Origin of the sequence: Streptomyces sp. NPDC008139, from assembly GCF_042957025.1 — a bacterium.
Classification (GTDB): Bacteria; Actinomycetota; Actinomycetes; order Streptomycetales; family Streptomycetaceae; genus Actinacidiphila.
Genome location: NZ_JBIBHM010000017.1, coordinates 14,547 through 26,496, shown reverse-complemented (window position 1 = coordinate 26,496; position 11,950 = coordinate 14,547). Strand labels below are relative to the sequence as shown.

Sequence of the window (11,950 nt, the reverse complement as noted above, 5' to 3'; positions counted from 1 at the left end):
CGATCAGTCCTTCAGCAGGGTGAAGTTGCTGGTGACGGTCGCTCCCTTCGTGATCTTCACAGTGGCCACGGTCGGCTGCCAGCCGTCCTTGGCCACGATGAGCTGGAGCGGGTTGTTGCGGACGTCCAGCCACAGGGCGTACGTGCCGTCGGGGGCGGTCTTCAGCGTGTAGTGCGTCGCCCAGGTGTTGATCTGGACGGTGGCCCCGGCCAGCGGTGATCCGCCGCCGCTGACGGTGCCGGTGATCTTGCCCCAGGTGGCGGGCGGCTTGACGGTCAGCGACACGGGGATCGGGGAGATGCTGTACGGCGTGTCACTGGCCAGGCCGATCGAGGCCGAGTACGTCCCCGGCTGGGTGATCTCGGGGACGGACGCGTCCAGGGTGACGGTCAGCGTGGCGCTGGCGCCGGGTGCGACGGTGACGGACGTGGCGCTCTCCGACAGCCAGGTGACGTCGGTGACGTCGGGCTGGTCGTAGCCGGGGAGCACTTCCGCGTTCTTGGCCGGGGTCTGGCCCGCCAGGCCGCCGACCGAGTAGAAGCCGGCGCCGCCGCTGCCGCGGTAGAGCGAGGCGTTGGCGTTGGGCAGCGCCGTCCAGGTGTTGTCGGTGGGCTGGTAGGCCCACGTCTGGTTGGTCAGCGCGGCGCCCGCGTTGATGGCACCGCCCTTGACCAGCAGCACGCCGTTGGCCGAGGTGTACGTGGCGCCCCACGCGTCGGTCGGCTGGTCCGCGATCGGCGACCAGGAGTCGGCGGCGGGGTCGTAGACATACGCGTGAGTGGTGCTGCCCGCGTCCGTGGTGCCACCGGAGCAGTAGAGCTTGCCGGTGATCGCGCCGCAGGACTCCCAGGAGATGGGCTCCGGGTAGGCGGCGGCGCTGGCCCACGTGTTGGTCGCCGGGTCGTAGGAGGTGACGTCGGCGGTGCCGCACGCGGTGGCGGTGCAGCCGCCGACCGAGTACAGCTTGCCGTTGAGCACCGCGCTGCCCGCGCCCGCGTACGGCTTGGGCGAATTGGCGCCGGTGCTCCAGGTGTTGGAGGCGATGTCGTAGATTTCCAGCTTGGCGTCCGGGTTGCCGCTGGCGCCCCAGCCGCCGGCCGCGTAGAACTTGTCGCCGATCACGCCGTGGACCGGGGCCTCACGGGTGTCGGCGGCGGAGGCGAGCTTGGTCCAGGCGCCGCTGTCCGCGCTGTACGCGTACAGGTCGCTGGTGTCGGCCACGCCGGTGAAGCCGAACGCCGAGTAGACAGTCCCGTTGTGCACGGCCACCGCGTTGTCACCGGTGGGTACGGGCAGGTCGGGGATGGTCTGCCAGGCGTCGCCCGCCGCGCCCTGCGCGTGGGCGGCGGCGTCGGTGGTGGCCTTGCCGCCGGGCGACAGCGCGCCCTTCTTGGCGCTCGCGCCGTGCGTGGTGAGCGACAGCGGCGAGTAGTGGCCCTTGACGAGGTTGAGCGGGGCGCCGCCGGCCTTCTGGAGGACGACTCCGCCCGGCGTCTCGCCGAGGTTGACGGTGGCCGGGGCGTTACCGGTGTTCTTCACCGTCACGACCTGGCTCGCGCTCTTGCCCCAGGCGACGGTCTTGCTGATGCTCGCCGGGGTGACCTTGATCTGGCCCGCCTTGAGGGCGAGGTTGTGTGAACCGACGCCGTCCCTGGGGATGTTCACGGTCGCGGTCGCCGAGGTGTACTTCGACGCGGTGGCCGTGATCGGGTGCTTGCCGGTGAGGTGCGAGAACGTCCAGAAGAAGCCGTCGCCCAGGTTCGGGTCGTCGGGCGTGGCGTTGGTGGTGGTGTGGTCGTCGGGCGCGTCGGTGCTGGTGACGGTGGCGCCGTTGACGCCCGCCTTGGTGTTGCTGTCGGTCACGTTGCCGACGATCAGGCCGCCGCTGACCGGGTCATAGGTCCGCTTGCCGACGAAAACGTTGTCGAGCTGCCACCAGTAGGCCCAGTTGCCCTTGTAGTGGAAGCGCAGCCGTACGTCGCTCTTGCCCGCGTAGTCGGCCAGCGGGAGTTCGACGTGCGTGGGACCGGCCACCGAGGTGGTCGTCTTGTGCCAGACGGTGGTCCAGGTGGTGCCGCCGTCGGTCGAGACGTCCACGTCGGCGGTGGAGTTGCTGAACGCCTTGTAGTCGGTGTCGAAGCCGAGCACCGGGGCGGCGACGTCGGTGAGGTCGTAGGACGGGGACAGCAGCGAGCTGTCCTGGCTGAGACCCTGGCCGATGTTGTCACTGTCGATGTTGGCGAAACCGCCGCTGCCGCCGGTCCTGTTGCCGCGGGCGCCCGGGTCGTTGAAGACCCAACCGCCGTTGGTGCTGTCCGCGTTGGTCACCGACCAGCCCGCCGGGGGGCCGGTGGTGGAGGTGAACGCCTCGCTGCTGCCGGTCAGGTGCACCGCGTAGCCGGGCGCCTGGTCGGACGACGGGTCGACGGGCACGGGGACGTTGAGCGTCTGGTCGGCGGTGCCGATCTGGAGGCTCTTGTCGACCGTCTTGTAGCCGGGGTAGTTGGCGCTGACGTGCAGGGTGTACGCACTGCCCTGAGGGAGCGTCAGCGAGTAGTCACCGGTGACGGGGTCGGTGTAGACCGGCGCGCCGGGGACACCGTCGACGGTGATCTTCGCGTACAGCGGCCAGCCGTGGCCCGAGCCGTCGGTGACCTTGCCCGCGACGGTCTGCTTGGCCACCGCGTCCAGGGCGAAGGAGGTGGTGACGGTGGCGCCGTCGGCCAGTTCGACGGCGGACGCGGTCTTGCTCGCGTAGCCGTAGGCGGCGGCGGTCAGGTCGTAACTGCCCGGCGGGACGTCCAGCTTGTAGCCGCCGGTCGCGTCGGAGGTGGCGCTGTAGTCGCCCGCGGTCACCTTGGCGCCCGCGATGGCCGCCCCGGTGGCGTGGTCGGTGACCTTGCCGGTGAGCACGCCGTGCGGGCCGCTGCGGAAGGCCGCCAGGCCGTTCGGGGTGCCGAGGCCGGTCGGGCCGTCGTAGCCGGGGCCCGCGGTGCACTGCTGGGTGGGCGAGCAGGTGCCGTTGTTGCCCACGGTGACGTCGTTGAGGGCGCCGGCCTGCGCGTACGGGTAGGAGTTCGGGTACGTGCCCGCGGCCGGGGTGCCGGCCGACGCGTACACGCCCGCGATCAGGGGCGAGGAGGCGCTGGTTCCGCCGTAGACCGCCCAGCCGTTGCCGCCGTAGCCCTGGTAGACGGAGACGCCGGTGACCGGGTCGGCGACCGCGGAGACGTCGGCGACGGACCGCTTGTCACAGAAGCCGTTGGTCTGGAAGGCCGGCTTGGGCTCGTAGAGCGAGCATCCCGAACCGGGGCCGCCGTAGGTGTTGTTCCACACGGACTCGGTCCAACCGCGGCTGGTGCCGGTGTCCTTGGCGAGCGCGGTGCCGCCGACGGAGGTCACGTACTGCGAGGCCGCCGGGTAGCTGACGCCGAAGCCGTCGTCGCCGGAGGAGGCGACCACCGCGACACCCGGGTGGTTGTAGTACGGGTCCATGTCCGTGGTCTCGGACGGGTCCTCGCCGCTGCCCGGCGTGCTGCTGTAGCCGGTCCCGTAGGAGTTGGAGACGTACTTCGCGCCGAGCGCGACCGCCTCGTCCACCGCGGCGCCCAGGTCCGCGAAGTTCGCCGAGTCGGCCTCGACGAGCAGGATGTGGGCGTTGGGGGCGGCTGCCGAGACCATGTCGACGTCGAGCGAGATCTCGCCCGCCCAGTCGGGGTCGGGTGACGGGTAGTCGGTGCCGCCGCGCTGGCTGACCTTCTTGAAGCAGCCGTTGGCGGTGGTGCACTCGGGCAGGCCGTACTGCGCCCGGTAGATCGCCAGGTCCGCCTCGGCGGTGGGGTCGTCGTAGGCGTCGACGATGGCGATGGTCTGGCCGGCGCCGCCGTCGGCGGGCAGGTTGTACGCGTCCTGGAGGTCAGTGGCACCGAAGCCGGCCGGGGTGGCGGCGAGCGGCTGGATGCCCTTGTGCGCGGCCACGTCGGTGCGGCGCAGCGCGAAGCAGCGGAATTGACCCGGCTGGGCGTCGCCGCACTGCCGTACGACGTCGGGCCGGGAGGAGGGTGCGGCGGACGCCGTTGCCGCGGCGGGCAGTTGAAGGCCGAGCAGGGCGATGGTGGCCGACGCGAGGGCGGCTACCGCGGTAGCGGCGCGCCGACCTCCGCTCCGTCTGGGAAATATGCGCAAGGCGGGACTCCGTGATGCCGGAGGGGACCGTGCCATGACGAGGTCGTGGCCGGTTGCGGTCCGATCGAACCGCTGGCGTATACCTGTGCCTCACACGCACCACTGGAACCCGAAGTGATTGTCGGATACCTGACATCACCCACACCGGAACTCCACGTCGCGTTCACGTCAACCAGACGGCACAACCTCACCGCGTCCGTATCCGTCGTCCAGCCAGCCGTGCCGGGCCGCGTGCCAGACCAGCCGTATACGGTTGTCGACTCCGGCGTCCCGCTGCATCGCCGCGATGTGCCGCTGCACGGTCCGCACCGCGACGCCCAGGGCGCGGGCCATCGCCGCGTCCGTGCTGCCGCTCACCAGCATGGCCAGGATGCGCAGTTGGACGGCGCTGCGGGCCGGTCCCGCGTCGGCGCGGGCCGGCGAGGGTCCGGCGTCGGGGCGGCCGAGCGGCACCGCGTCCGCCCACACCGACTCGAAGAGCGTGACCAGCGCGTCGAGCAGTCCGCTCGGCCGGATCACCAGCATCACCGGGTCCGGTGGCCGCGCGTCGGCGGGCAGCGGCAGCAGCGCCAGCGAGTGGTCGGCGACGCACAGCCGCACCGGCAGCCGGTCGGTGACCCGTACGAACGCCTGCTGCCGGGTGCCCGGCGGGTCGAGCGCGGCCAGCGGGTCCAGGCCCATCGACTCCAGGCCGGCCCGCTCGAAGACCACCCGGCGGCGTATCCCCGACACTGCGGCCGAGCCGCAGGCCAGCGGGTCGGGGACGGCGTCGTCCGCGGTGTCCTTGTCGGTACGGACGAAGGCCATCAACTCCGAGACGGCCGAGGCGTGGAGCTGTTCCGCCCAGCGGCCGATGGCGGCCTGGCCCTCGACCACCCGGACGATCTCCTCCGCCCGGTGGCCCTCGTGCACCCGCTGGTACTCCACGCCCAGCCGGTCGAGCAGTTCCCGGCCGCGCCGCAACTGCTCCTGGGCGCGGGACACCAGCGGCAGCAGCGTGCTCTGCGGCGGCACCGGATACCAGCGCCCGTCGCGCCCGAGCTTCGCCAGGCCGCGCCCGGCCAACTCCCCGCAGGCTTCCTCCGCCCGCGCCCTCGACACCCCCATCTGCCGAGCCAGTTCCGCATCGGCCACTCCCCGCGTGGCCACCAGCAACGGGTAGGCCCGGTCCGCGTCGGCACTCAACCCCAGAGCCTCAAACGGACGTTCGCTCATGATCGGGACTGTAGCCCTCCCGGACCGCCGAGACCGGCGATTCACACAGGCGCGCCATGGCCGTCGCACATCATTCATGGGCCCGTCGGGCGCCGAGGCACCTGACGGGCCCATGACCGGGCCGTTACCCTCGCATGACTGACGCTGTGTCATTCCTTGAGCACGGCGGGCGATTTCGCGGGTGTGCCGTGTTGTCTCAGGCGGGTTCCGCCGCGAGCGCCGCCATTTCGCGGTCCACCGCCGCCTGGTGCTCATCGGCGTCCTGCTTGGCCCGCTTGGGACTCCAGCGCCCGGCCATCACGAACACGAACGGCAGGAAGAGGACTTGGCCGCCGACACAGATCCACCACCAGGTACGCCACTGGCCGGGACCGTCGTGCGCGGCCTTCTGCACCTTGGCGCCGTACTTGGTGAGCACCGCCAACTGCGGCTGCGCCTTCTGGACCACGGCGAGGTCGGCGGGGCCGACCTCCTGGACCGCCTGCTGGGTGAGGGCCGCGGGCGCCTTGCCCGGCGGGTACTTGCCCAGTTCCGCGAAGAGTTGCGGATGGGCGTTGACGACGGCGAGCGCGGGCGCCGCCTGCTGCTGCGCGACGGTGACCTCGGTGCCGTGGTCGACCAGCGGGGTGACGGAGGTGACCAGCACCGGGATGAAGGCGGCCGAGACCGCGACCACGATCCTGATCGTCCAGCCCCACACCGCCAGGCCCGTCGCGGTAGCCGCCGGATTGTGCTTCTCGACGGTCTCGGTGAAGCTCGCCATCCACGGCCCGTAGGCGATGCCGCTGAAGACGCCGATCCCGATGAACAGCCACGCGAAGGTGTAGTAGCCGGTGGTGGGGTGGGTGGCGAGGGAGGCGAAGATCGCGGTCACCACGATGGAACCGACCGCGCCCACGATCATGAACGGCTTGCGCACCTTGAGCCGGTCGGAGATCACGCCGATCACCACCAGGGCGATGGCGTTCGCCGCCCAGTACCAGTTCGCGACCGCGTTGGCCCGCTGCTCGGTGTAGCCGTAGGTGGTCGCGAAGTACACGACGAAGTTGCCGACGGCCGCGAAGTACAGCAGCAGGAAGAGCGAGATCGCCAGCGCGGAGCCCGCCACGTCGAGCCGGAGCATCTGCCGCCACTCGCCGCGCCTTGCGGCCTGCGGGTCGATGCCCTTGGCGCGCGCCTCGACCAGCGCCCGGTCCCGCAGCGTCACCATGATCTGGTCGCGCAGTCCGGGGGACAGCTCGCGCAGCGCGAAGATCGCGATCACGAAGACCACCAGACCGCAGATGCCGGAGTAGCGCAGCTCGTCCTGCCAGCTCGACGTGTCCAGGGTGTTGCTGGTGACGGTGGTGACGACGAGGCTGCCGATCACCGGCCCCATCGTCCAGGCGCCCATCGCGGTGGCCCGTCCGACCTGCGGCGAGAAGTCGCGGATCAGCGCGGGCGTGGCCACGAGCACGATGCCCTCGATAAAGCTGACCAGCGCGAACAGCACCAGATACGTGGTCTTGCCGCCCGCGTTCGGCAGTCCGAGGAAGACCAGCAGCGACGCGACGAGCAGCCCGTAGACCACCAGATTCGCCCGCCCCCAGCGGTCGGCGAGCCCGGCCACCAGCGAGGCGAACGCGCCCACCGCGTTGCCGATCACCGAGACCCACACGAAGTAGCGGTAGGTCATGTCGAAGTGCGTGATGATCGACGTGGCGACCGCGTACTGGATGTAGAGCATGTAGTACAGCACGACCGTGGTGATCACCACGATCGCCAGATACGCCATACGACGCCCGGTGGCCGGATATTCGGCCAGGTCACGGCGGTAGAGCCGACTGAGCGCGGTACGGGCGCCTGCGGACCGGGCGTCGGGCCCGGGTCTGTCGGCGTCGAGCGGCGTCGGGGTGGCGGACATACGGCTCCTCCTGGAGATGCTTGGAGACCGGGTGGAGTGGCACGGGGACGGCACTGCTGCGACCCCTCGGGGGGCGGTGCGGCCGGCCCCGAAGGTGTGGCCAGAGGCTAGTACCGACTGGTCGGTATGCCTAGGGGTCTGCACGGGGTCAATTCCGCGTCGCGTCGCGGCCGGCGCGGGCCGCTCCGGCCCCGCGCGCAACGGGAACCGGCGGGCCCCTGGACGGGACCCGCCGGTCGGTGGCGCCCCGCGGGGAGCGCCGGCACATCACTGGTGCGTCAGGTGGCGGTGCAGGTCAGCGCGGGTGCGCCGAGGGTGCCGCTGGACGTGCCCTGGAGGCCGAAGGTGGTCGTGGCCGCCGGGGCGAGCGCGCCGTTGTAGGCGAGGCTGCCCGCGGTCACCGCGGCTCCGGTCTGGTGGATGTCCGCGTTCCAGCCACTGGTCTCCTGCTGCCCGCCCGGCCACGTCCAGGTGACCTTCCAGCTCTTGGTCGCGGCCGTACCGGAGTTGGCCACGGTCACGGTGGCGGTGAAGCCGCCGCTCCACTGGTTGTCGGTGTGCCAGGTGGCCGTGCAGCCGGAACTGCCGCCGGTCGGACCGCCGGTGGAGCCGGAGGTCGTACCAGTCGACGTGCCGGTCGTCGTACCGGAGGAGGTGCCCGACGACGTACCGGACGAGGTGCCGGAGGACGTGCCGCTCGACGTACCGGTCGACGTACCGCCGTTGGTGGTGCCGCCGGCCGTGCCGCCGCCCGAGTCGCCGAAGCCGGGCGCCTTGATGCTGGCCAGGTAGCCGTCCTTGACGGTGTTCACCGTCGTCCAGTCGTCGTTGAGGATGCCGCCGGTGTCACCGGAGTTGGGATTCCACGACCAGAAGGTCCAACTGAAGCTGTCGCCGCCGTAGGTGCTGGTCGGCCGCAGGTAGTCCACCAGCGTACGCAGCCAGGTCTGGTCGACGGTCGACTGGAGGGTGGTGCCGAACTCGCCGACCCAGACCGGGGCGATGTTCTGCTTGAACAGATAGCCCCAGTACTTGTCCCAGATCGCCGACATGTTCGCCGGGAAGCTCGGGTCGCTGAACCACGGCTGCTGGGCGACGCTGGTCGCGTAGTCGTGCGCCGAGTAGACCACCCGGTTCGCCACGTTCAGCTCGACCGGGTACTGCCCCGCGCCCATCAGGTTGCCGCCCCACCAGCCGGACGTCCCGTTGAAGGTCTGGACGCCCTCCACGAAGATCAGCAGATTGGGATTGACGCCGAGGACGGCGTTGCCACCGCGCTCGGCCGCCAGACGCCAGTCGATCGTGGTGTCGCCGCAGCCCCAGCAGGCCGGGTCGTGCGGCTCGTTGTGCAGGTCGATGCCGACGACCGCCGGGTTGTTCAGGTAACGGGTCGCCATCGCCTTGAGGTTGGTGATCCAGGTCGACTCGGGGACGGCGGCGGTGTACCAGAGGGCGGACTGGCCGCCGGAGTCCGGACGGTGCCGGTCCAGGATGACCCGCAGCCCTATGGAACCGGCGTAGTTGACGATCTTGTCCATCACGCCGAGCGAGTTGAGGCCCTGGAGATCGGCGTTCATGCCGCCGGAGTAGTTGATGCTGGAGGGCATGGTGCCCTTGAAGATGTCGTCGCTGTACGGCAGCCGGATCGTGTTGTAGCCGAGCTGCTTCATCTGGTCGATCATGCTCTTGTAGTCGCGCGACCAGATGCCGTGGGCCACGTAGTTGCTGGTCTCGAAGCCGAACCAGTTGACGCCCGCGATGCGGACCGACTTGCCCGTGGAGTCCAGGATCTGGCGTCCGCTGGTGTGCCAGTAGCCGGTGGCGGCCTCGGCCGCCGCCGGAGCCGCGGGCGCGCCCGCGGCCGTGGCGTGCGTCTGTCCGGCGAGGGAGAGCAGCGCGAGCAGCGCCGCCGCGACGGCGGCGGCCAGAAAGACCCGCAACCTGTTCGGTTTTCTCAAGGGGCTCAGCGAGCCCGTAAAGGGGACCACGGTGGCGATTCCTCTCGGTGGGGGGACGGAACGCTTCAGTTCGTGGTGGGGGTGGGCGGCGGAAGCCTGGTGGGAGCGCTCCCATTCGTAACCGTATGGAAGCGAGGACACGCGAGCGGCGTCAAGAGGAAACACAGGCTTCAAGTAGTGAAGCGGGAGGGCGGCGGGACCGGGGGCGGCGCTGAAGAGGCGTCGGAGCGGGGTCAGGGAGTCATACGAGCGGGGTCGCCGACACCTGGCCCGCAATCAGTTAGGCTTACCTAACTAAGCCTGGGGGAACAGTCCGGGCGCAGCGCGACCCACGCAGTACGGCACAGCACCGAGAGAGCGGAGCACGCCCATGGCAGACCGACCGGTGGGACGGGCGACGGACCAGCAGACGGGCGCGGCGACGCGGGACCCGGGGGCCGAGGAGCGGGCGGCGCCGGCCGCCGCCGAGCGCCCCGCGCGCCGGGCCCCGCGGCTCAACCACGCCCGCGTGATCCGTTCCGAGCGCGTCACCCCGCACATGATCCGGGTGGTGCTCGGCGGCGACGGGCTCGCCGGGCTCCCCGTGGGCGACTACACCGACCACTACGTCAAGCTGGTCTTCGCGCCTCCCGGGGTCACGTACCCCGAGCCGCTGGACATGGAGGCCGTCCGGCGCGACCTGCCGCGCGAGCAGTGGCCGACCACCCGTACGTACACCGTCCGCGCCTGGGACCCGGTCGCGCCCGAGATGACGGTCGACTTCGTCCACCACGGCGACGAAGGGCTGGCCGGGCCCTGGGCGGCCGGTGTCCGGCCGGGCGACGGCATCTACTTCATGGGCCCCGGCGGTGCCTACGCGCCCGACCCCGCCGCCGACTGGCACCTGCTCGCGGGCGACGAGAGCGCGCTGCCCGCCATCGCCGCAGCGGTCGAACAACTGCCGCCGGGGGCACGGGCGAAGGTCTTCGTGGAGGTCGAGGGCCCGGCGGAGGAGCAGAAGCTGGCCACCTCGGGCGACGCCGAGATCGTCTGGCTGCACCGCGGTGCCCGGCCGGTCGGCGAGGCGCTGGTCGAGGCCGTCACCGGTCTGGAGTTCCCGCCGGGTGACGTCCAGGTCTTCGTCCACGGCGAGGCCGGTTTCGTCAAGGACCTCCGCCGCCACCTCCGCCTCGACCACTCGATCCCCCGCGAGCGCCTGTCGATCTCCGGCTACTGGCGCCGCGGCGCCGACGAGGACGGCTGGCAGGCGTCCAAGCGGGAGTGGAACGAGCAGGTGGAGCGCGAGCAGGAAAGCGGCGCCGGTCGCTGAGCGGGCGGCGGGGGGCGGCGGCGGGCGGGGAGCGGGGCCGACCCGCTGCCCGCCCGGCCGCGGTCTGGGTCGGGGACTGAGCGCCCCCCGGCCGTGGACATGCGCGGCAGCGGCCCGCCGCCCGTTCGGCCCGAGTGGGTGACGGGGCGGCGGGCCGTCCGCCGCGCGGGGCGAACCGCTGCCGCCGGGAGCCGCCTCTGCCACTCGGGCCGTTGCTGCCGCTCGGGCTCGCGCGTAAGCGGCACGCGCAAACCGATCACTCGCCTCTCCCCCGCCCGGTTCTCGATGTGCCGACGGCCGACCCCGCTAGGACGGCCGCGCAGGCATGAACTGCGGGACAGGAGATTCGGGGAGATGCTGGTGTGACAGGGGGGAGGAGGGGTAGGCGACGCGCTGACGCAGTCGATGACGTGGGGTGATGTCATGACGGTAGCTACAGGCGTTACGGGAACGCTCTCCGGCGGCGCGCAGGCCGGTCGCCGCCTGGCTGTGGGCGGGCTGCCGCTGGTCGCGGACCCGGCGAAGGTCTCGCCGAAGGACGCCCGCGAGCTGTCGAAGCTGTACTTCGACCGCCTCCAGTCGCTGGAGGAGGGCACCGAGGAGTACAGCCGCGCGCGCGGCACGCTGATCGAGATGAACATGTCCCTCGTCCGCTTCTCCGCCCGGCGGTTCCGCAGCCGCGGCCCGCAGGAGTGGGAGGACATCGTCCAGGTCGGCACGATCGGCCTGATCAAGGCGATAGACCGGTTCGACCTGTCGCGCGAGACGGAGTTCACCACCTTCGCCATCCCCTACATCGTCGGCGAGATGAAGCGGTTCTTCCGCGACACCTCCTGGGCCGTCCACGTACCCCGCCGCCTCCAGGAGCTGCGGGTCGAGCTGGCCAAGGCCCGCGACCACCTGACCGCCGTCCTGGACGCCCCGCCGACCCTCGCCGAGCTGGCCGCCTACCTGGAGATCACCGAGGACGAGGTCGTCGAGGGCCTGGTCGCCGCCAACGGCTACACCGCCGGCTCCATCGACCTGCCCGCCGGTGACGACGGCGAGGAGCAGGGACACCCCAGGGCGGAGAGCGTCGGCTCCCCCGATCCCGCCATGGAATTGTTCGAGGACCTGCATACGCTCGCCCCGCTGCTGGCGAAGCTGGACGACCGGGAGCGCAGCATCCTGCGGATGCGCTTCGGCCAGGACATGACCCAGGCCGACATCGGCGCCGAGCTCGGTCTCTCACAGATGCACATCTCCCGGCTGCTGGCCAGGACCTTGAGCGAGCTCCGCTCCGGAATGCTCGCCGAGCGGTAAGGCGCACCGGGTAATCCGTCCGTTCCGCCGATCTCCCGGCCGGCGACCAGAGGCAGATGTTCGGGCGGGCCACCGGCG

At 71.2% G+C, this 11,950-nt stretch carries 6 protein-coding genes; 2 read left to right on the top strand and 4 right to left on the bottom strand.

Features of this window, described 5'->3' with window-relative positions; all coding sequences use genetic code 11:
* Positions 1 to 3: 3 nt before the first annotated feature.
* The 4 genes from ACFZBB_RS30250 to ACFZBB_RS30235 all read right to left on the bottom strand — a co-directional run bounded on the left by ACFZBB_RS30250 (position 4) and on the right by ACFZBB_RS30235 (position 9,243).
* A complete protein-coding gene (locus ACFZBB_RS30250) occupies positions 4 to 4,185 on the bottom strand; it encodes a carboxypeptidase regulatory-like domain-containing protein (RefSeq protein WP_391128979.1) in 4,182 nt (1,393 codons plus the stop codon).
* Positions 4,186 to 4,353: 168 nt separating this feature from the next.
* Positions 4,354 to 5,400 (bottom strand): LuxR C-terminal-related transcriptional regulator, encoded by a 1,047-nt coding sequence (locus ACFZBB_RS30245; protein WP_391128977.1) that lies wholly within the window; start codon positions 5,398 to 5,400, stop codon positions 4,354 to 4,356.
* Between the two features lie 196 nt (positions 5,401 to 5,596).
* Positions 5,597 to 7,303, bottom strand: a complete 1,707-nt coding sequence (locus tag ACFZBB_RS30240; protein WP_391128974.1) for an MFS transporter — start codon at positions 7,301 to 7,303, stop codon at positions 5,597 to 5,599.
* A gap of 278 nt (positions 7,304 to 7,581) precedes the next feature.
* Positions 7,582 to 9,243 (bottom strand): cellulase family glycosylhydrolase, encoded by a 1,662-nt coding sequence (locus ACFZBB_RS30235; RefSeq protein WP_391128971.1) that lies wholly within the window; start codon positions 9,241 to 9,243, stop codon positions 7,582 to 7,584.
* Positions 9,244 to 9,631: 388 nt separating this feature from the next.
* Here ACFZBB_RS30235 and ACFZBB_RS30230 point away from each other — a divergent pair, with 388 nt between their 5' ends.
* Together ACFZBB_RS30230 and ACFZBB_RS30225 are read left to right on the top strand one after the other, a co-directional pair.
* Positions 9,632 to 10,570, top strand: a complete 939-nt coding sequence (locus tag ACFZBB_RS30230; protein ID WP_391128968.1) for an SIP domain-containing protein — start codon at positions 9,632 to 9,634, stop codon at positions 10,568 to 10,570.
* Positions 10,571 to 10,993: 423 nt separating this feature from the next.
* On the top strand, positions 10,994 to 11,872 hold the full coding sequence (locus tag ACFZBB_RS30225) for a SigB/SigF/SigG family RNA polymerase sigma factor (RefSeq protein ID WP_391128965.1): 879 nt from the start codon (positions 10,994 to 10,996) through the stop codon (positions 11,870 to 11,872).
* Positions 11,873 to 11,950 lie beyond the last annotated feature (78 nt).

Bases quoted from the DNA above. Each gene is read 5' to 3' on its own strand.
- ACFZBB_RS30240 (WP_391128974.1), bottom strand. From the start codon at position 7,303: ATGTCCGCCACCCCGACGCCGCTCGACGCCGACAGACCCGGGCCCGAC.
- ACFZBB_RS30245 (WP_391128977.1), bottom strand. From the start codon at position 5,400: ATGAGCGAACGTCCGTTTGAGGCTCTGGGGTTGAGTGCCGACGCGGAC.
- ACFZBB_RS30230 (WP_391128968.1), top strand. From the start codon at position 9,632: ATGGCAGACCGACCGGTGGGACGGGCGACGGACCAGCAGACGGGCGCG.
- ACFZBB_RS30225 (WP_391128965.1), top strand. From the start codon at position 10,994: ATGACGGTAGCTACAGGCGTTACGGGAACGCTCTCCGGCGGCGCGCAG.